This is a genomic window from Pseudoalteromonas sp. NCIMB 1079 (assembly GCF_040567695.1).
GTDB lineage: Bacteria > Pseudomonadota > Gammaproteobacteria > Enterobacterales > Alteromonadaceae > Pseudoalteromonas > Pseudoalteromonas distincta.
Map to the genome: position 1 here is coordinate 1,891,680 of NZ_JBEWZA010000001.1, position 20,343 is coordinate 1,912,022.

General features: G+C 39.0%; 20 protein-coding genes. 8 read left to right on the forward strand and 12 right to left on the reverse strand.

The annotated features are described in order from the left end of the window. Positions 1 to 6: 6 nt before the first annotated feature. The 7 genes from ABX891_RS08835 to ABX891_RS08865 form a co-directional block, all read right to left on the reverse strand. A complete protein-coding gene (locus ABX891_RS08835) occupies positions 7 to 693 on the reverse strand; it encodes a M15 family metallopeptidase (RefSeq protein ID WP_354629319.1) in 687 nt (228 codons plus the stop codon). Next, positions 693 to 1,823, reverse strand: a complete 1,131-nt coding sequence (gene dapE, locus ABX891_RS08840) for a succinyl-diaminopimelate desuccinylase (RefSeq protein ID WP_354629320.1) — start codon at positions 1,821 to 1,823, stop codon at positions 693 to 695. Before dapE ends, ABX891_RS08835 begins: the two co-directional genes overlap by 1 nt. Beyond that, the gene (locus ABX891_RS08845; protein ID WP_024604853.1) at positions 1,816 to 2,166 is read right to left on the reverse strand and encodes an ArsC family reductase; all 351 of its coding nucleotides are present in this window, start codon (positions 2,164 to 2,166) and stop codon (positions 1,816 to 1,818) included. Before ABX891_RS08845 ends, dapE begins: the two co-directional genes overlap by 8 nt. A gap of 4 nt (positions 2,167 to 2,170) precedes the next feature. Further along, complete coding sequence (locus ABX891_RS08850) at positions 2,171 to 2,668, reverse strand: PTS glucose transporter subunit IIA (RefSeq protein ID WP_354629321.1); 498 nt, start codon at positions 2,666 to 2,668, stop codon at positions 2,171 to 2,173. Positions 2,669 to 2,671: 3 nt separating this feature from the next. Beyond that, positions 2,672 to 3,058 carry an ACT domain-containing protein gene (locus ABX891_RS08855; RefSeq protein WP_076923998.1) on the reverse strand — a complete coding sequence of 129 codons (387 nt, stop codon included), beginning with the start codon at positions 3,056 to 3,058 and terminating at the stop codon, positions 2,672 to 2,674. A 227-nt stretch (positions 3,059 to 3,285) separates the two neighbouring features. Next, positions 3,286 to 5,445 (reverse strand): phosphate acetyltransferase, encoded by a 2,160-nt coding sequence (gene pta / locus ABX891_RS08860; protein ID WP_197185031.1) that lies wholly within the window; start codon positions 5,443 to 5,445, stop codon positions 3,286 to 3,288. 1 nt (position 5,446) lies between these two features. Further along, positions 5,447 to 6,661, reverse strand: a complete 1,215-nt coding sequence (locus ABX891_RS08865; RefSeq protein ID WP_182196933.1) for an acetate kinase — start codon at positions 6,659 to 6,661, stop codon at positions 5,447 to 5,449. Between the two features lie 284 nt (positions 6,662 to 6,945). Between ABX891_RS08865 and yfbV the strand changes: the two genes are divergently transcribed. After that, complete coding sequence (gene yfbV, locus ABX891_RS08870) at positions 6,946 to 7,392, forward strand: terminus macrodomain insulation protein YfbV (protein ID WP_024604858.1); 447 nt, start codon at positions 6,946 to 6,948, stop codon at positions 7,390 to 7,392. On the opposite strand, the gene ABX891_RS08875 is transcribed toward yfbV, so the two are convergent. From ABX891_RS08875 to xthA, 3 genes are read right to left on the reverse strand one after another with little or no spacing between them, the layout of a single operon-like run. After that, the gene (locus ABX891_RS08875; RefSeq protein WP_024604859.1) at positions 7,389 to 8,204 is read right to left on the reverse strand and encodes a putative RNA methyltransferase; all 816 of its coding nucleotides are present in this window, start codon (positions 8,202 to 8,204) and stop codon (positions 7,389 to 7,391) included. The genes yfbV and ABX891_RS08875 overlap by 4 nt on opposite strands. After that, on the reverse strand, positions 8,201 to 8,848 hold the full coding sequence (locus ABX891_RS08880) for an energy-coupling factor ABC transporter permease (protein WP_024604860.1): 648 nt from the start codon (positions 8,846 to 8,848) through the stop codon (positions 8,201 to 8,203). The genes ABX891_RS08875 and ABX891_RS08880 overlap by 4 nt, the downstream gene beginning before the upstream one ends. Before the next feature lie 5 nt (positions 8,849 to 8,853). Next, the gene (gene xthA, locus ABX891_RS08885) at positions 8,854 to 9,660 is read right to left on the reverse strand and encodes an exodeoxyribonuclease III (RefSeq protein ID WP_024604861.1); all 807 of its coding nucleotides are present in this window, start codon (positions 9,658 to 9,660) and stop codon (positions 8,854 to 8,856) included. Positions 9,661 to 9,900: 240 nt separating this feature from the next. Between xthA and ABX891_RS08890 the strand changes: the two genes are divergently transcribed. The 5 genes from ABX891_RS08890 to ABX891_RS08910 all read left to right on the forward strand — a co-directional run bounded on the left by ABX891_RS08890 (position 9,901) and on the right by ABX891_RS08910 (position 14,209). Then, positions 9,901 to 10,332 carry a hypothetical protein gene (locus ABX891_RS08890; RefSeq protein ID WP_007582577.1) on the forward strand — a complete coding sequence of 144 codons (432 nt, stop codon included), beginning with the start codon at positions 9,901 to 9,903 and terminating at the stop codon, positions 10,330 to 10,332. A gap of 227 nt (positions 10,333 to 10,559) precedes the next feature. After that, complete coding sequence (locus ABX891_RS08895; protein WP_007582579.1) at positions 10,560 to 11,081, forward strand: EF-hand domain-containing protein; 522 nt, start codon at positions 10,560 to 10,562, stop codon at positions 11,079 to 11,081. 151 nt (positions 11,082 to 11,232) lie between these two features. Then, entirely contained in the window at positions 11,233 to 11,823 is a 591-nt protein-coding gene (gene scpB / locus ABX891_RS08900; RefSeq protein WP_024592539.1) for an SMC-Scp complex subunit ScpB, read from the forward strand. Then, positions 11,820 to 12,692 carry a 23S rRNA pseudouridine(2605) synthase RluB gene (gene rluB / locus ABX891_RS08905; RefSeq protein WP_007582584.1) on the forward strand — a complete coding sequence of 291 codons (873 nt, stop codon included), beginning with the start codon at positions 11,820 to 11,822 and terminating at the stop codon, positions 12,690 to 12,692. The genes scpB and rluB overlap by 4 nt, the downstream gene beginning before the upstream one ends. A 143-nt stretch (positions 12,693 to 12,835) precedes the next feature. After that, positions 12,836 to 14,209: an IS4 family transposase gene (locus tag ABX891_RS08910; protein WP_354629322.1), complete on the forward strand. Its 1,374-nt coding sequence runs from the start codon at positions 12,836 to 12,838 to the stop codon at positions 14,207 to 14,209. 61 nt (positions 14,210 to 14,270) lie between these two features. Here ABX891_RS08910 and ABX891_RS08915 read toward each other — a convergent pair whose 3' ends face one another. Further along, on the reverse strand, positions 14,271 to 15,017 hold the full coding sequence (locus tag ABX891_RS08915; protein WP_166376245.1) for a YciK family oxidoreductase: 747 nt from the start codon (positions 15,015 to 15,017) through the stop codon (positions 14,271 to 14,273). A gap of 206 nt (positions 15,018 to 15,223) precedes the next feature. Between ABX891_RS08915 and ABX891_RS08920 the strand changes: the two genes are divergently transcribed. Next, positions 15,224 to 17,683, forward strand: coding sequence for a VolA/Pla-1 family phospholipase (locus tag ABX891_RS08920; protein WP_354629323.1), 2,460 nt, complete (start codon positions 15,224 to 15,226; stop codon positions 17,681 to 17,683). Positions 17,684 to 17,783: 100 nt separating this feature from the next. Continuing rightward, the gene (gene sohB / locus ABX891_RS08925; RefSeq protein WP_354629324.1) at positions 17,784 to 18,800 is read left to right on the forward strand and encodes a protease SohB; all 1,017 of its coding nucleotides are present in this window, start codon (positions 17,784 to 17,786) and stop codon (positions 18,798 to 18,800) included. Between the two features lie 96 nt (positions 18,801 to 18,896). On the opposite strand, the gene ABX891_RS08930 is transcribed toward sohB, so the two are convergent. Further along, on the reverse strand, positions 18,897 to 20,231 hold the full coding sequence (locus ABX891_RS08930; protein ID WP_007582590.1) for a dicarboxylate/amino acid:cation symporter: 1,335 nt from the start codon (positions 20,229 to 20,231) through the stop codon (positions 18,897 to 18,899). Between the last annotated feature and the right edge of the window lie 112 nt (positions 20,232 to 20,343).

Genomic DNA, 20,343 nt, shown 5'->3' on the forward strand with positions numbered 1-20,343 from the left:
TTCTTTTTAAGGGGGACTCACGTTTGTTACAAAGCGTGTATAAATAGCGGGTAAGTTATCAAGTATTGCCTGCTTACCCTGTAGTTCACTGTTTTTTATGCATTCAAAAAGTACTTGCTCGCTAAGCTTATTCACTAATAATTGCGATCGCTTAATATGGCTTATATGCCAAAGCTCTGGTGCTACGCCGCCTAAATCATGCTGGTAAGGGCGATAAAAGCCAAATTTATCTAAGTTAGTATCAAGCCAATTACTTAAAGGCGCAAACGGCCCACCTTGCAGGTATTCATCAGGTGTTAGCTGTAGTTTATAATCATCACTTACCGCAGCTTTATCAAACACATCTAAATCGGTGCCTAAATGGTGCCTGCTTGCGCCAGGTAGTGCAGAGTAGAGCATTATTGCTATGCATTTATCTACATCATTTAATTTAGTTAAATCTACAACCTTTTGCTGTTTATTATAAACAGGTCGAATTCCTAAAAACTTATTATTCCAAATAATTGACTGGCGTTCAAAGTCGCGAAAACTTGAGGCAATAGTAAGATCAAATCCTGCTTTTTGAGCTGCACTTTGCAGCGCTAAAAAGTCGCTAATAATAGCGCTGTGCAAGCGATGATTTTGTATATCAGTTAAATGTGTATCACTTTGCCCTGTGATACACATCATTGGTGTTGGTTTAGTTACATCCATTATGCTAAAAGTTGCTCTAATATTTGCTCGTAAATGTCGGTAAGGGTAATTAAATCATCGGTACTTACGCATTCATCCACTTTATGAATAGTGGCGTTACGTGGACCAAGTTCAATTACTTTAGCGCCAGTTTGAGCAATAAAGCGACCGTCAGATGTACCACCCGTGGTTTCTAGATTCGTGGTTAAACCGGTTACTGATTTAATCGCTTTAACTGTGGCATCAACAAGCGGGCCGTGCTCGGTAATAAAAGGTAAGCCATTTACTATCCAGCTTAATTCATAATTTAAGTCATGCTTTTGTAGAATGTCATTTACACGTTGCTGTAATTGCTCATACGTTACTTGCGTGCTAAATCTAAAGTTAAACTGTACTTCGAGTTCACCCGGAATAACATTACCCGCCCCCGTGCCACCATTAATATTAGAAATTTGAAAGCTGGTGGCGGGGAAGTATTCGTTGCCGTTATCCCACACCGTTTGGCTAAGTTCAGTAAGTGCTGGCGTTGCTAAGTGAATTGGGTTTTTTGCTAAATGCGGGTAGGCCACATGACCTTGTATACCCTTAACGGTTAAAAAAGCGGTAAGTGAACCTCTGCGACCATTTTTAACCACATCACCGAGTACATCGCGTGATGAGGGCTCGCCTACAAGACACATATCAATTTTTTCACCGCGTGCTTCTAATGTATCAATTACGCGAGTAGTCCCGTTTACAAATGGACCTTCTTCGTCTGAGGTGATTAAAAAAGAAATTGAGCCTTTATGATCTGGATGTTTAGTAACAAAGCGCTCGGTTGCCACAAGCATTGCAGCTAATGAGCCCTTCATATCGGCAGCACCACGCCCATGTAATAGGCCATCTTTTATTAATCCTGAAAACGGCGGATGTTGCCAATTTTTTTCAGGACCTGTTGGTACAACATCAGTGTGACCTGCAAAACAAAAATGTGGCGATTGTGTGCCTTTTCGAGCCCAAGTATTAAGTGTGTCGGTAAAAAATAATGATTCTATATTAAAGCCAACCGCAGCAAGGCGATCGTTCATCATTTGTTGGCAGCCAGCATCTTCTGGCGTTACTGATTCACGTTGGATTAGTGCTTGGGCGAGTTTAATTACATCATTAGTCATTATTAAAAATCTCGTCGTATTGGGCTGCTTTAAAACCTAAATGGTAAGTGCCATTGTTTACCAGTACTGGGCGTTTGATCATGGCAGGTTGTTCAACTAACAATGGGATAGCACTTTCTTTAGTTAGGCTCTGTTTTTGCTCATCAGATAATGCGCGATAAGTAGTGCCTCTTTTATTAACAAGTTGCTCCCAATCGAGCTTATTTGCAAAATCACTCACCATTTGCTCGTTTACGCCATCTTTGCGGTAATCATGAAAAGTGAATTCTATATTGTTGTCGGCTAAGTATTTTTTTGCTTTTTTTATCGTATCGCAGTTGCTAATACCGTATAGAGTGATCATAAATCTAGTTCTTCTTAATAATAGTTAATAGGGTGTCTTCGCCCGCATTTACATGCGAATGAGAGTAATGAAACGTGCCAAGATTATGGCCGTTTAGTAAAATTAAACTAGCAAGCATTGGAGTATCAAGTTCTCGTAAATCAAAATAAGCAAGGCGTTGACCTTTACTTATTTCACTACCATTTAATTGTGCAATATGGGTATGTGTAATTGATTGTGAACCGGTAATAGTTAAGTTAATCAAGGCTTTTAGACCATTATTAGCTTGTAGAATAAACTCAGTGCCTGCATTTTTTACTTGTAATAAAGTTCCATCAAACGGTGCTAAAATTTTATGACTTGTTAGTTGCACCATAATACCAGGGCCCAGAGTGCCAAAACGAAAAAAAGGTTCTGGGTGCTCTTTCAGTTCAATTACTTTACCTGTAAATGGGCTGGTAATATTTATTGCGTTAAGAGGCGTTTTATTTTGAGCTAAATAGTCAATTTTTTGAGCTTTCATAAGTTAATTTACCACCACGTTATAACCCTCTTTTCTTAAAGCTGAAATAGCATTATCTGCAGTGTGTTTTTTTATGAGAATATAATCAGTATCGTAGGTTGAGATTGAAAAGATAGAAATTTTAGCTCGCGCTAATACGCCTGAAATATTAGCCATAATTCCGGTTAACGAAAAGCCAAGTGGACCTACAACCTCTAAAGCTTGCCAGTCTGGTTCGGTATCCAGGCTTTTTACTTCAAAATCGCTTGGGCATACAATTGAAAGTTCATCATGGGTTTTAGAAATAAAAAATAAAGATTGCTTTAAAAGTGCCGCAGGTATGTCGGCATCTACATCTAAACTATGTATAGATAAAATTGTGCTGTGTAATTGTAATGTTTGTTTTGACATTAAACGCCTGCGATACAGCATTATTGATAGCTTAATAGTATAGATTATTGCCTTCAAGTTAAAGGTGTAACCGAGACTAAAATAGGCATTTGAGAGTAGGTTTTAATAGAGATTACAAACTTACCCACAATTTCTGTGGATAAGTATGGGGGTTGCAGGGTATAAATAGCCTAACTAGTTAATTATTAAATAAATAATAGCTAGGCTATAAAAAATACACGTTGCGTTTATTGAGTAATTTGCGCTTCTGCTTGTGCTGCCTGAATTGCAGTTAAGGCGATTGTATACACAATATCATCAACTAATGCACCACGGCTTAAATCGTTTACAGGTTTGCGCATACCTTGCAGCATAGGGCCAATACTTATTAAGTCGGCACTTCTCTGCACTGCTTTATATGTAGTATTACCCGTATTTAAATCTGGGAATATAAATACAGTCGCTTTACCGGCTACAGGGCTGTTAGGTGCTTTTTTAAGAGCTACGTTTTCCATTATAGCGGCATCGTATTGTAGTGGACCGTCGATAATTAAATCAGGACGTTTTTGTTTTGCAATTTTTGTGGCTTCACGTACTTTTTCAACATCGGCACCGGTACCAGAAGTGCCCGTGCTGTAGCTGATCATGGCAACACGTGGCTCTATACCAAATGCAGCTGCAGAGTCGGCAGATTGAATCGCTATATCTGCAAGCTGTTCAGCATTAGGGTCTGGGTTAATCGCACAGTCACCGTAAACTAACACTTGGTCAGGTAGTAGCATAAAAAATACAGATGATACTAGCGATGACCCTGGCGCTGTCTTAATTAATTGCAGTGGTGGGCGAATTGTATTTGCCGTAGTGTTTACCGCGCCCGATACTAAACCGTCCACTTTACCTTGCTCAAGCATCATTGTACCCAGTACGACGTTATCTTGTAGTTGCTCTTGTGCTACTACGGCAGTTAGGCCTTTGCTTTTACGAATTTCGACCATAGGCGCAATATAATCATTAATAATACTTTTTGGCTCGATAATAGTTACATGTTCGTTTAGCTCAATACCTTGCTGTTGCGCAATACGCATTATTTCTTCGCGATCGCCCAGTAATATAGTTTTAGCAATCCCGCGTTGACCACAAATAGCAGCCGCTTTAATTGTACGAGGTTCATTGCCTTCTGGCAGAACAACTGTTTTACCTGCTTTACGCGCTTTAGTGGTAAGTAAGTAACGAAATGCGGGCGGTGATAACTTGCGAGTTTTACCTACACTTTTAGCTAGAGTATCTAGCCAGCTTGAATTGATATGCTCTGCGTTGTGATCTTTTACTTTTTCAATACGTTGGTCATCATCATTTGGTACTTCCATATTAAAGTTATGCAGTAATAATGATGTACGCCATGTGTCGGCATCGGTTGCAAGTATTGGTAAACCGGTTTGCATGGCTTGCTCACACAAGGCCATTATACGCGGTTCTGGTTCAAAACCACCGGTAAGCAATATGGCGCCAAGTTTGGTGCCATTCATAGCTGATAAACACGCAGCAACAAGTATGTCAGAGCGATCGCCCGGTGTTACTAATAAAGCGCCTGGCGTAAAATAGTTTAAAATATTTGAAACCGTACGAGCACAAAAAGTAATACGTCGCAGGCGACGATGAAGCATATCGCCTTCGTTAATTATTGTTGCTTTTAAATACGCACTTAAGTCTTTTACGCGCGGCGCTACTAAGTCAAAATCCCACGGGATTGCGCCAAGTAACATGAACGGATTATTTTTAAAAATAGGCAGGGAGGCTAAACGATTTAACTCGTTTTCAAGCTCTTCAGGTTTGTATGAGTCTACTAAATCGGCGCGTGCACGACCTTCTTCATCAAGTGGCGCGTTTACTTTATTAAAAATACAGCCCAGTACGCGAGGATGATCGATACCACCGTAGTTACCTGCTGCAATTTCAAGGCGGTCTTCTATTTGAGTAATGGTGTAATTACCAGGGGTAAGTACAAATACAATTTCGGCGCCGAGTGTTTGCGCAATTTCGCGGTTTACACGCCCAGCATAAGGTTGGCGACGAGTAGGTACCATACCTTCAATAATAGCGACTTCGTCGTCGTTTATTTTACTTTCAAAGCGTTCAACAATTTCCTCTAGTAGATCATCACCTTTACCGTCGCCAATCATTTGCTCTGCATAATCAAGTGCAAAAGGCATTGGTGGGTTAATAGGTGAGCCTTGAGTGACTATTTGTGTTGATTTTTCAGGGCCTGTTTCACCTGAACGTGGCTGAGCGATGGGTTTAAAAAAGTTAACTTTAACTGTTTTTTGTTCAAGTGCACGCACTAAACCAACTGATACCGACGTTAAACCAACACCGGTAGAAACAGGAATTAACATAATACGACGTGCCATATTAAAGCTCCTTCACGATATTTGCAGCATCAAGGGCAATGACCCATTCTTCATTAGTTGGCATTACAACTGCTTTGACGTGTGAATTTTTACAGCTAATAACACCGCCTTGACCAAAGCGCGCATTAAGGTTGGCTTGCGGATTACACTTAATGCCTAAAAAGGCAAGTTGTGTAATTACTTTTTCACGAATAATATCTGAGTTTTCACCAATACCACCCGTAAAAATCACAGCATCAAGGCGCTGTAATGGGACCATATACGCTGCAATTTGTTTTGAAAGGCGGTAGCAAAACATGTCAATTGCGATTATCGCTTTTTTATTCCCGGCTATAGCGGCTTCTTCAATGGTACGGCAATCGTTAGAAAGCTCGCTAATACCTAACAAGCCACTTTTTTGGTTTAGTAGGTTATCTATTTGCTGGGCTGTGTAATCAAGTTGGGTGGTTAAAAAGTTAAATAAGCCAGGGTCAATATCGCCGCTACGTGTGCCCATTATCAGCCCCTCTAGAGGCGTTAGTCCCATGCTGGTATCAACACTCTTACCATTTTTAATCGCGCATACAGAACAACCGTTGCCTAAGTGGGCACTAATAAAATTGCTTTGCTCGATAGGTTGCTCTAGTAACTTTGCTGTTTGCCCTGCAACATAAAAATGACTTGTGCCATGAAAACCATAACGCCTAACACCAAACTCGGTGTACAACTTATATGGAAGAGCGTAAAGAAAGGCAACTTCGCTCATAGTTTGATGAAATGCAGTATCAAACACCGCGACTTGTGGCAAACCTTCAAACGATGCCTGCGCCGACGATATACCTAGTAAATTAGCGTGCCCATGAAGCGGTGCAAGCGTTGCAGACTGTGTAATGCCTGCAATTACTTTTTCGTCAATCAATACCGATCGCGTAAAGTGCTCGCCGCCATGTACAACACGATGGCCCACTGCGATAAGTTGCTCGTCTAAGTTGTGATCTTTTATTAAGCTTACAAGCGTATTTATAGCCTCAGCATGAGCTTGATTAGCCGCTAAGTCGATAACTGTTTTAGTACCATTAAATTTGTATTTAATAGAGGGTGCTTTAGCGCCTAAGCGTTCAGCAAGGCCTGAAATGATTTCGTGACCACCGTTCGCATCAATAATGGCAAACTTTAAGCTAGAGCTACCACAATTTAAAACTAAAACGTGTTGTGATTCAGGAGAGGTTGTTGGCATAGATTCAATTTCCATAAACAAATTTAGTAAGTAAACGTTAATTCGTAATCGTTACACTTACGGTATTAAGTAAAGCTAAAACAATTGAATGTTCAATTGCAAAGTAGTTAACGCAATGTTAAATACTTTACCTTAATTAAGATGTTTAAGTTAGGATTGTTCGCTATTAAAAGGTAAATTTAAGCTGTTTTACTGAGAAAGTGTAACTCTTTCATTTTGTGTTACACTTTGCGTATAGCTCGTTTTTCCATTGTATTTAAAAGCAGTATCTGTGAGGAGTCATGATGCAAAAAAGTGTGATGTCACAACTACAAACAGGCCGTTTGTATGGTAAAAAATGGCCAATGCGCAAAGAGCTTGCGCCTTTGTTTTTAGAGTTTAGGGTAATTAGAGCGACTGAGCTTGCCATTACAGTAATGCCAATCTTAGCCATGCTAACATTGTTTTTTCAGCTAAATTACTTGGGTTCTGATTTTTTACCGCAAGCCATTGCAAGTGCATTATTTTTTATATCTTTACCATTACAAGGTTTATTTTGGTTGGGTAAGCGAGCGCAAACGCCTTTAGAGCCTGCGATGCAAAAATGGTATAACGAGTTGTACACTAAAATGGCAGCTAATGGATATCAAACGCAGTTAAGTGAAAACAAGCCCCGTTATTTGGAGCTTGCCAATTTACTTAAAGATATGTTTGATAAAATGGACAGGGCGTTTACTAAAGAGCAGTTTTAGAGAGTTACATCATTATCTATTTTGGTAAACTGAGTAATATAAAACGATAAGGTGACAGTGTGTTCACCTTTTTCTTCGAGTGCTGTCCAGTGCTCGGGTCTAAATTTCCATGCAAATGGCGTCATCATTATTAAGTTTTTAATATCAGTAAAGCTAAGCGCTATATGATCTGTTAAAAGGATCTGCTCTGATTTTTGAAATCCTTTTGGAGTGGCTATTTCAGTATGTTCGTTTACTTCTGAATATATATACGATTTTAGCTCTTTTAGATGACAAGGACCTGGGCTTGCAACTACTAATGTTGCGTTTTGATTTGCTAGGCGTTCAAGCTCTTGCTCAAACAAAGGTGCAAATACGCTAACAAGTACATCAGCAAATTGGCTTTTAAAGGGGGCTTGGCTGATTGATGCCACACTAAAATGGCAATTAGGGTAGCGCTTTGCTGCATATTTAACCGCTGATTTTGAAATATCGACACCGTATACAACAGCATTTGTTTTATTCGCGATTGCTTGGGTATAAAACCCTTCACCGCATCCTAAATCAATAATAGTATTCGCACTTATATTACTGATTATATCACTAAGGCTTTGCTGTAAAAAACGATAATACCCACGCTCTAAAAATGCACGTCTGGCTTGTACCATTTCAAGTGAATCACCCGGTTGTTTTGAATTTTTCTGTTGCACAGGCAGTAAATTAACATAGCCTTCTTTAGCAAAATCAAAGCTGTGGTTGTTAGCACAACGAAGTGTTGAATCAGTTTTCAAAAGTGCTAGGTTACACAGCGGGCATTGATATTCAAGACTCATGAGCCTAGGTAGTCCTTATCGTAAAAAGTTTTTACCCAATGCGGGCGATAGGTGATCATAATTGTTATAGCCATGCCGTTGAGCATTGCTTCAGGAAACCAAATTATGGCACTTAAATAAACGTAGTTATCTGCAAGTTCTTGCCAATTGTATTGCCCTATAGCTAAGTAAAATAAAGCACCTAGGCCTATTTTTATACAGGCTATAAATCCTGCGATTATAAACGCACAAACAAATATATAAACAAAAAAATGACGAGGTAAATATTGGTAACTAATTATAAAGCCAAGATAGCTCAATAAAATAGGAATAAACGCACCAATAAGCAGTTGTACTGGTAACAGCTCAAGTTCAATTTGACCAAAGGCAGCTAGTAGGGCTGTGGCAAGTAGGCTACTTAAAATAGTCAATCGCCAGCCTAAAATTAATGTAGCAGCCGTAACACCTAGGATGTGCAAATCAAGGCCAGTTAAAATGCCAGCCTTTATTCGCCAAAGCACTGCAAACACTAACGCACACGCAAGTACGCCAGTTTGACGGACTGGCGTATTAAGCAATGTTTTATATGTTTTTTTATCAAAGCTTAGTAGAGCAATAATAATTACAAGAGCCCAAAGTAGCCCCTGCATTGTTAGGCTGAGCATAATAATTACTTAAATGTTGACCATATAGGGGCATGATCTGACGGTTTTTCAATACCGCGAAGTTCGTAATCAATACCTGTATCTATGCAGCGTGCTGCAAGCTCATTGGTTGCAAGCACTACATCTATACGAAGTCCTCGATTATCTACAAACCCTTTAGAGCGATAGTCAAACCACGAGTATTGACCGTCTGTTTCGGGGTTTTGCTCTCTAAAGGTGTCTTTAAAACCCCAATTAAGTAATGTTGCAAGCCATTCACGCTCTACTGGTTGAAAAGAACATTTACCCGTTTTTAACCAACGTTTAGCATTTACTTCGCCAATACCAATATCTAAATCGGTAGGTGATATGTTGATATCACCCATAACGATGACGTCTTGATCGGGTGTGTGATTGGTTTCAAGGTGTGTCATTAAATCTTTATAAAATTGACGTTTATAAGGGAATTTAGTTTCGTGATTAATATTATCACCTTGTGGGAAATAGCCATTCATGACAGTAAGGTCGCGACCGTTTTCTTGTTCAACAGTGACGCTTATCATGCGTTTTTGCGATTCATCTGTATCGGTGGCAAAACCTTTTAAGACCGATTTAGGCTCTTTTTTGCATAACATAGCTACGCCATAATGCGCTTTTTGACCATGAAAGTAGACGTGATATCCCATTTTTCGTACATCTTCTAATGGGAATGCTTCGTCGTGAACTTTAATCTCTTGCAAGCCAATAACGTCTGGTTGATGTTTGTCGATAATTGCTTGTAATTGGTGAAGACGAGCACGCAGACCATTGATATTGAAAGAAATCACTTTCATAAAATTTACCTTAAAATTGGTTCTATTTAATAGATTAAATTGTATCAGTAAATACGCGTACATAACATGACTGAATTGAGATAATAGCTGCGCAAATGTTGATCAAATGATGGGTAAAGTTTAAACATTGTGAATACAATATTAATTATTTAAATAAATAAAAAATTCAATTGAACTTAACTTTATTGAATATATAATGCGCGAAATTCACTTGTTTAGCTCGTTCAAATAGGATCTCTCATGAAAACTCAACTACTTTTAGCCACTGCTTTACTAGCATCTGCAACTGCGTCAGCTCAAAGCAATACTTACTTTAGCCAAGATAACAAAATTGAGTCTAAGTTATGTGTACTAAGTGCAAACGAAGGCTTTAGCGTTGCTCGTAAAGAAGCTGCCCAACACGGTGTTTACCTATCTCGTTTTTCTAAAAGCATTTTATGTAATGGTGAAGATATTCGTGATATTGCTAAAAAAACGACATTAAGCAACGCATCAGTTGAGAAAGTAGAAGTATTTGCAAAAGACGCTCAACAAGAAACTCAATTATGTATGACGGCTTTAAAACAAGGTTTAGCACCTGTTCGTCAAAAAATTGGTAACCTAAACTCATTAAAATGTAATGGTCAAAACGTTACTGAGTTTGTTAAACGCTACCAAAACGCAGCAATCTAATTATTAGCTTAACTATAATAAGTAAATTTGAAATGCCTGGTTTTTACCGGGTATTTTTTTGCAAAAATTACAAGGTTGTTTGCAAAGCTTGCAAGCTTAACTTATTTAAACTGTTTAATAAATATACCGATCGAGATTAAGTTATTGATTATTATAAGTTAACTATTATTGGCATTGGATTTGTATTAGTTAAAGTGACATTTAATTAATTACGAAGGATACGTCTTATGAAAAAGTTAACATTAGCAGCCACTATTTTAGCATCATTAAGCCTAGCGGCTTGTTCATCTAATCAAGGTCTTGAAAGAATAGACAGTGACTTTGCAAGTTTAGATAATGATAGCGATGGCTACATCTCAAAAGTTGAAGCTGATGACGATAGCATTTGGGGCCATTTTTCAAATATTGATACCAATATGGATAACGAAATTAGCCGCAAAGAATTTAACACTTATATGAAGCTTAATAATGGCAAAGTAGCCACTGATTCTGAAGTAAGTGAGTCGGCATTTAAAGCTGAAATTGCTAAATTCGATAAAATTGAAAGCAGTTTTTCAAGCTTAGATAACGACAGCAATGGCTATATCTCGGTAGTTGAAGGTAACGATGATGATATTTCAAATCATTTTGGTTACATGGATAAAAACCAAGATAAGCGCATCAGTAAAAGCGAGTTTATGGGTTACATTAAAAAATACGGTAACGCAGTAGCTGAAGATGATGCATTAGAAGCTTTTAAAAGTAACTAATAGTTACCATTTTAGTAAGTAAGATTAAAGCCAGTGCTAGTCACTGGCTTTTTTGTGTTTTAAATTTAGTTATTTGATAGATATATTTTCCTAGTTTGGTGTTGTTCTGTCATAATAGATGGCTGTGTATTTTTATTTGTTAAGAGTGTGTATGGCGGGTCGGCGAATTAGTGATGAACAACTAGTTGAGATCATTGAAGCAGCTATTTTTGTTGCAGATAAGCCTGTTAGTAAACGCCACCTTAAAGACATCGTATTAATAGATTTAGCTATTTCTATGACGCGAATAAATGACGCAATAGATACAATACAAGAACATTTTCAAACTCGTGGTATTCGCTTAGTTGAAGTTGGTAGTGGGTATCGGTTTCAGGCATGCAGTAGTTTAAGCCCTTGGTTAAATAACTTGTGGCAAGAACGCGCACCAAAATACTCGCGTGCTTTACTGGAAACATTATCACTTATTGCATACAGGCAGCCCATTACACGCGGCGAAATTGAGCAAGTAAGAGGTGTTACTACGGGTTCGAATATTATTAAAACCTTACTCGAAAGAGAGTGGGTTAAAGTGGTAGGGCATAAAGAGGTTCCGGGAAAGCCGGCTTTATATGCAACTACTAAGCAATTTTTAGATTATTTTTCGTTAACTGGACTTGAAAATTTACCTGCGTTGCCAACAGAGCAGCAAAGTAAAATTAACCAGTTATTGAGCGATCCTTCTGTGAGAGAACCATCCGAATGAGTATTATACAAGGTGAAAAGTTACAAAAAGTCTTAGCCCGTGCAGGCGTAGGCTCACGCCGTGAAATGGAAAAATACATTGACGCAAACCGCGTTAGTGTAAACGGTAAAGTGGCAAAGTTAGGTGACCGGGTTGAAGAAACCGATTTGATTCGTGTTGACGGACACAGTGTAAAAATCGAAGAAAAAGCAGACCGAATCTGTCGTGTGATTATGTATAACAAACCAGAAGGTGAGTTAAGCACACGTAAAGATCCTGAAGGGCGTCGTACTGTATTTGACCGACTTCCTCGTATTGATGGCGATCGCTGGATTGCGGTTGGTCGATTAGACGTTAATACATCGGGTTTAATGCTTTTTACAAACGATGGTGAACTGGCAAACCGTTTAATGCACCCAAGCTATGAAGTAGAGCGTGAATACTCTGCACGTGTATTTGGTGAAGTAACCAACGAGACGGTTAAAAACTTACTACGTGGTGTTGAGCTTGAAGATGGTCCAGCCAAATTCACGACTGTAACCCCTATGGGTGGCGAAGGCGTTAACCGTTGGTTTAACGTAACGTTAAATGAAGGGCGTAACCGTGAAGTTCGTCGTTTATGGCAGTCTCAAGATGCAGAAGTATCTCGTCTTATTCGTATTCGTTACGGTAAACTAGAGCTTGATAAGCGCGTGCCACAAGGTGGTTGGATGGAGTATGATTTAGAAACAGTAAACTACTTGCGTAAAACCGTTAAATTAGGCCGCGAAACACAAACTAAGCTTTCTGTTATGCCTGAAAAACGCAAAGATAAACGCGCTAAAATCAACCAAATTCGTAAAGCAGTTAAAAAACACAATCAGCGTGTTAAGCCGACTAAACGTAAATAATCAATTAGTTATTTATTGAACACAAAAAAGCCGCTAATTGCTGTCTCTTATACACAAATCCCTGCTAAGAAATTAGCGGGGATTTTTTTGAACTAAATCTCAATGTCATGATCAGATCTTCAAATCTTGTTTGAGGGCACATTATGATTAACGAACATACTCATTGGGCAAAACAACAATTCGGTAAATCGGACTTAGGTGATCCAAGAAGAACAGCGCGTCTGGTAAAGTTAGCATCAACGCTTGCAAATGAACCAGGAAAACCACTTGTAAACATCACTCAATCCCCCGCCGATATGGAAGGTGCCTACCGCTTTATACGCAACGAGAATATTGACGCAACGGCTATAGCAGAGTCAGGCTTTAAAGCCACGGTTGAACAAGCAAAAAGTCATAACTTATTGCTCGCATTAGAAGACACGACCACACTAATTTATAAACATTCCTCCATTCGAGATGATTTGGGTCATGTCGGACGAGGAGCAAAACAACGAGGCTTGTTAGCTCATAGCGTATTACTGTTTGCACCAGACACAAAGCAAGTTGTGGGATTAATTGAACAGTCTCGCTGGAGTCGTGATATCAACACGATTGGAAAAAGAGAAAAACACGCGACGACTTCTTACGAAGAAAAAGAAAGTTACAAGTGGGAGTCAGCGTCACGAGCGATGGCAGAGCGGCTGCAAGGACAAATGGCGAACGTGATATCGGTGTGTGACCGCGAAGCGGACATCTACGAATACTTGCAGTATAAACTGACCGAGCAGCAACGATTCGTCGTACGCTCGATGCAAAGTCGTCATATTGAAGAAGGTGAGGATAAGCTCTATGCGTTTGCAAGCGAGCTGATGAGTGCAGGCACCAAACACATCCACATTGCACAAAAAGGAGGAAGAAAAGCCCGAAGCGCAACACTGGATATCACCTATGCGCCAGTGACACTCAAAGCGCCTTACAATAAGAAAGGACACTCCCTCCCAGTTTACTATGTCGGCTGTGCAGAGCGAGGAAACGCTGAGAACGGCTTAAGCTGGCACCTATTAACCAGTGAACCAGTCACCAACAAAGAAGACGCCTTAGCTATCATCACCTACTATGAGCACCGTTGGCTTGTAGAGGAATACCATAAAGTCTGGAAAAGTGATGGCACGGATATCGAAAGTTTACGCCTTCAAAGCCAAGATAACATGGAAAGATTGGTGACGATTAATGGCTTTATTGCGACGCGAATATTGCAACTAAAGTTCACCAATGAGCAGCCTGATTCTCCAAGTTGTGAACAACTGTTATCTCCCAAAGCATGGAAGTTATTATGGTTAAAGAGAATAAAAACACCATTGCCTGAAACTGCTCCAAATATGTCATGGGCGTATCAGGAACTGGCAAAGTTAGGAGGCTGGAAAGATACCAAGCGCACAGGGCGTGCATCTGTGAAAGTGTTATGGCAAGGATGGCTTAAGTTACAAGCCATCCTGGAAGGCTACGATTTAGCAAAATCTCTTGAGTCAGACTTGTGATCAAGAGACAGCTAATTGCGGCTTTTTTAATGTGTGTTGTTTAAACTATTTAAACTCTAAATTACTTTTTTACTTGAGCATCTAACGATTCGCCATTCACTTCACTAGAATCGTCACTCATTAGATATAAATATGTAGGCATTAAATCCTCTGGTGTAGCAAGTGCGTCTCTATCTTCACCTGGATATGCAGCAGCTCGCATTGAAGTGCGAGTAGCGCCTGGGTTAATACAGTTTACACGAATATTCGTTTTACCTACTTCACATGCCCATGTTTGCATCATACCTTCTACTGCAAATTTTGAGATGGCATAAGGCCCCCAAAATTCACGACCTTTGCGGCCTACACCTGATGACGTAAATACTATCGATGCATTATTAGACTTACGAAGAACAGGAAAAAGTGCTTTAGTGATCATTGCTTGTGCAGTCACGTTTACTTTCATTATGTTTTCGAACGTAGATGAGCAAAAATGTTCAAGCGGACCGAGTGACCCTAAAATACCTGCATTATTAAGCAACCCATCAAGGCGTCCAAACTGATATTCGATTGTTGCAGCAAGGTCACGGTAGTTTTGCTTCGTTGCGCCTTTTAAATCCATAGGGACTATTGCAGGTTTAGGGTAGCCAGCATTAACAATTTCATCGTAAACACATTCAAGTTTATTAGTTGTTTTTCCTAATAAGATAACTGTAGCGCCGTATTTTGCATACGTAATTGCTGCAACTCGGCCAATACCATCACCGGCGCCTGTTATTAAAATAACTTTATCTTTAAGTGCGTTTTCAGCTGCTTGATATGTGTGCATAAAAGTACCAATTCATATAATTTTTTTGATTTTAACATAGCGAAACGTGAAGTAATCGAATTTATTGTAAAATTAGGTGGCGAAAATAGAAACTTTACGTTAAGTTTAACTGGTCTAATGTCTCATTAATAACCTGATTACATTGTTTTAACTTAATACACTGATTAAACACACTATAAAAATAAAATACGTGCGGAGCCAACAATATGAAAAAAATGCTACTTTCACTCTCGGTTACAGCTGCTTTAGCAGGTTGTGGCGGTGGAGAAACGTTAACAGATGTCAAAAACGACACAGCAGCAGTTATCCCAACAGCAACAGTTACATTTGATCCAGCAGCAGGTATCTTATCGGTACCCAATGATTTATTAATGAGTGGAACTCAAGACGGTACACTTAATATTCCTGGTGAATTAGATGACAACAATGTCTCTATTTCGCGCGCAGCTTATGCAAACCCTCAACTTGCACTAGGTGCACTTGATGGTTGGTCTTCGCAGGTTCCTTATAAAATCGATTTAACATTCCCACCAAATGTGAGTTTAGATGAAGCGTCTGCTGGGACCCCTGGTACAGTAAGAATTTTTGAAGTTGTAATGGGTGCAAGTTTAACTGATGCAGAATGTTCAGTTGTAGCTGCCGGTACTGCTTGTAAATTGGTCGGTGAGCTTACTTTTGGTGTTGACTTTGTTACTCAAGCTTCAGGTGATGGCGTTGCTATTATACCTTTAAAACCTTTTACGGCCGGTAGCTCATACATCAATGTATTAACTACAGCGCTTAAGGATTCTTTAGGTCGTTCTATTGAGCCTTCATCTACTTATGCCTCTGTGAGTGAAGAAGCGCCGTTAATTACAGAAGCCCAACTTGGTTTGCAAGGTGCTGTAAATAGCTACGAAAATGTAGTAGTTAGTTCAGGCGATATTTCAAAAGACGATATTATTTTTTCTAGCGCAATGACTATTCAATCAGCAGGGCCAGTACTTGGTACTATTAAGCAATTATTAGCTGGTAGTTTGAGAAACCCTGCAACCATACCAAAAATAACTATCACAGAGTCTGAAGAAACGGTTAAAGATTTTTTAGGTTTTCCAGACATAGCTACTTTTGCACCATTTGATGCTGTTGAATACATTAAAGGTGAAATTACTTTACCAATGTATCTAGGCACACCTACAGGTACCGATATAAGCGCTTTGAATGACACATACTGGAAAGCAATGTGTTCAAGCCCTGTTGCAGTATTAAATCAGTTAGCCGCGGATCAAAAGTTACGAGATGAGGGTAAAGAAGAAGATATTGATGCAACTATGTTTGACGAAGGGCCTTATGAAGACGTTTGTCAGCAAATAAATACCCGTCTACATGACTATCCAAAAATAGATATTACTCGGCATTTAACTAAATATAACCCAGTTCCATTAGCTCAAAGCAATGAGACTATACCTGTACAAATTACAAAGCCAATTTTAGCTGATATAAATGTTTATCGTTCAGCTTATGGTTTACCTGAGCTTGAAAGTATCCCAGAAGGTGGTTGGCCTGTTGTGATTATGCAGCACGGCATTACAACAAAAAAAGAAAGTATGCTTGCTTTAACTGCGCAGCTTTCTATTCAAGGCTTTGCAACGGTTGCTATTGACCATCCAAGACATGGTGAGCGTGGAATAGATGTTGATGATGATGGAACAGACGACTTTAATGCAACAACGGGCTCTGTACTTAGTTACATGAACTTAAGTTCATTGCTTGTTGCACGTGATAGCTTACGTCAATCGGCTGCTGATTTATTAGGCCTTCGTTTAGGCCTAAACTTTATCAACGATACAACTATTAATAGTAAAGACGTTACCTACATTGGGCATTCGCTAGGTTCTATTGTTGCTCCAGCATTTATTGCTCAAGCTAATACGCCAATGGCAGAAACGCTTGATCCGCTATTTAATGTAAACACGGTAGCGCTTGCAAGTGGTGGTGGCGGTATAGCAAGTTTCTTACTTGAATCTGCTGCGTTTGGTCCATTTATTCAAGGTTCAGTACTTTCACAAGCGGGTACAACAGAAGCTGATGAACTTAACGTTTACTTACAGGGCGCTGCGCTTTCTAACTGTGGTTCATTGGCATCGGAGGATATGGAAGCTTATTTAACGTGTGGTTACAGCGAATATATTGCATCACTTACCACTGCGGGTGAAACGACTAAACTTACTAACATTCAAGGTGTATTTACACAGTTTGCTTTTGCGGCGCAAACAGCATTAGATAGTGGCGACCCAACGAACTACGCAGCCACTGTGAAAGCATTAGGTACTCCTGTTTATACTAATGTTGTTGTGGGTGATGGTGTTGATAACAAGCCTGACCAAGTGATACCACCAATGGCAGCTAATAATCCTATTTCTGGCACAATTCCATTAGCTAACTTGATGGGTCTTGAAACAGTAAGCTCTTCGCAAGCATTGAGTGAAACACCTTCGAGCTATTTAGTTAAATTTACGACTGGCCATCATGGTTCTATTTTAACGCCAGCTCAAGATGCTGCAGAGGCTTCGACTGTTGAAGGCAGTGCAGCTGCTAATGCAGAAATGCAGTTACAAGTAGCAACTTACTTAGCTGCTCGCGGACGGATGTTATTAGTGTCAAATCCTGAGATTGTGACTGATTAATAACCAGTAAAATAATTAACCTTTAAAAGCCACTGAAAAGTGGCTTTTTTTTGCTTTAAAGCATGCTAAATTAGCTGAAATTTATAAATGGAGAAACCTGTTGGAATTTTTATACGAGTACGGTTTGTTTTTTGCTAAGACAGTCACTTTTGTTATCGCTATAGCAGTTATTTTAATGCTAATAGTTGGCGCTGCAGTTAAGCCAAAGGCCAAAAAAGGTGAAATACAAATTGACGATATATCAGAGCAGCTAGTTGAACTTAAAGAAAGTTTTTTACAAAATACGTTGGGTAAAAAAGAGCTTAAAGCGCATCAAAAACAGCTTAAATCAAAAAGTAAAAAAGCAGATAAAGATGAGCCTAAACCTCGTTTATATGTAATTGACTTTGTGGGTAGTATGGACGCTCACGAAGTAGAAAGCCTGCGAGAAGAAATTACAGCCATTATCTCTATTGCCGATCCAAGTAAAGACAAAGTACTTATTCGTTTAGAAAGTGGTGGCGGTGTTGTACATGGCTACGGACTTGCTGCATCTCAGTTACAGCGTATTAAAAGTGCGGGTATTCCTCTGAGTGTTGCAATTGATAAAGTGGCAGCAAGTGGTGGTTACATGATGGCGTGTGTCGCGGATGAGATACTTGCAGCGCCTTTTGCAATAGTTGGATCTATTGGTGTGATAGCTCAAATACCTAACTTTAATAAAATATTAAAGAAAAATGATGTTGAATTTGAGCAAATAACAGCAGGTGAATTTAAACGCACACTTACTTTATTTGGTGAAAACAAAGATAAGGCCCGTGAAAAATTTCGTGAAGAAATTGAACAAACACATGATTTATTTAAAACGTTTGTAAGCACTCAACGTCCAAGCTTAGATATAAACTTAGTTGCGACAGGTGAGCATTGGTTTGCAACTCAAGCGATTGATAAAGGCTTGGTAGACGTGATAAAAACAAGTGATGATGCATTGCTAGAGCAGCAACATGAGCGCCAAATTTATAAGATTAAATACAAAGTTAAAAAAGGGTTGAGCGATAAACTAGCTCTTGGTTTGAGTAGTGGTGTAAATAAAGTGGGAATAAACTTACTTTCTAAGTTTAAGTCGTTAAATCCTTAGATTAGAATCTTTTCAGGATTCAGTTTAATTATTTTTACTCGAAAAAAAACCTTGATGGATTCCATCAAGGTTTTTTTATAGCTGTATAAATGTAGCTTATGAATCAATAGATTTATGATAATCCTCTAAATCTTTAGCTGCATTAGGGTCGTTGAAGATGCTTTCATCAAGCTCACCTTCAGACTTGGCAACAACACAGGTAACCATACAATCACCGGTTACGTTAACTGCTGTACGTGTCATATCAAGTAATCTATCTACACCGATAATAATTGCAATCCCTTCTACAGGTAAGCCAACTTGGTTAAGTACCATTGCGAGCATTATTAAACCAACACCAGGTACACCTGCTGTACCTACAGAGGCAAGTGTTGCTGTTAATATAACCATTAGGTAATCAGATATTGTTAAATCAACACTAAACACTTGTGCAATAAACACGGTAGCCACACCTTGCATGATAGCGGTGCCATCCATGTTAATGGTCGCGCCTAGAGGGATAGTGAATGAGGCAACGGAGTTGTTAGCGCCTAGCTTTTTAGTTGCTGTTTCAAGTGTAATAGGCATAGTTGCGCTTGAGCTTGAAGTACTAAATGCAAATAAGCATGTGTGCTTCATTTTTGCTAAGAAAATAAGTGGGTTTAAGCCCGTTAATATTTTTAAAAGCAATGTGTAGTTTACAAAAGCATGTAATAACAGTGCAAGCACTACAACGCCAAAGTACTTAGCTAAGCTCACAATTAAGTTAAGCTCAATTGTTGTAAACAGTTTTGCCATTAAAAAGAACACGCCATAAGGGGCAATATTCATTAAAAGCGTAACTAGTTTTAAAATCACAGTGTTTAAATCTTCAAATACGGTAGCAACACGCTTTCCTGCTTTACCACTTAATGCCATTGCTACACCAAATAAAAGTGCAAACACAATAACTTGAAGCATATTACCTTTAGCCATTGCTTCAAATGGATTTGTAGGAAACATATCTATAATTACACGCGCTAGGGTAGGCGCTTCTTTCGCGTCGTAAGTTGCATTAGATGGCAAGCTTATACCTTCACCTGGGCTAAATAATAAGGCAAGTGTAATTGCGACTGTTATAGCAATAGCCGTCGTTAATAAGTATAAACCAATAGATTTACCACCTAGGCGACCTAATTTTTTAGGGTCACTTAAGCTACAGGTACCACAAACAAGCGATACAAAAACAAGAGGCACCACTAACATTTTCAAGCTGGCAATGAATATTTGACCACCAACATGGAAAATACCATCAACAAAAAAGGCTTTAATTGGCAAAGAGAATAACCCAAGTGGTATTAGATAATCGTCTTCACCAGCTAATATAGCCTGAAATATAAAACCTACTGTAACCCCAAGCGCCATACCAATCATGATGCGAGTGGTTAAACTCATTGAACGGATTTTTGACATATTTCCTGATCTACATTTTTATAAATTTGCCATAGACTACCAGCAAGGAAATATTTACTACAGAAAAAGTTAGTATTTATTTAAAAATATTTTGCACAAAAAATTAATAAAA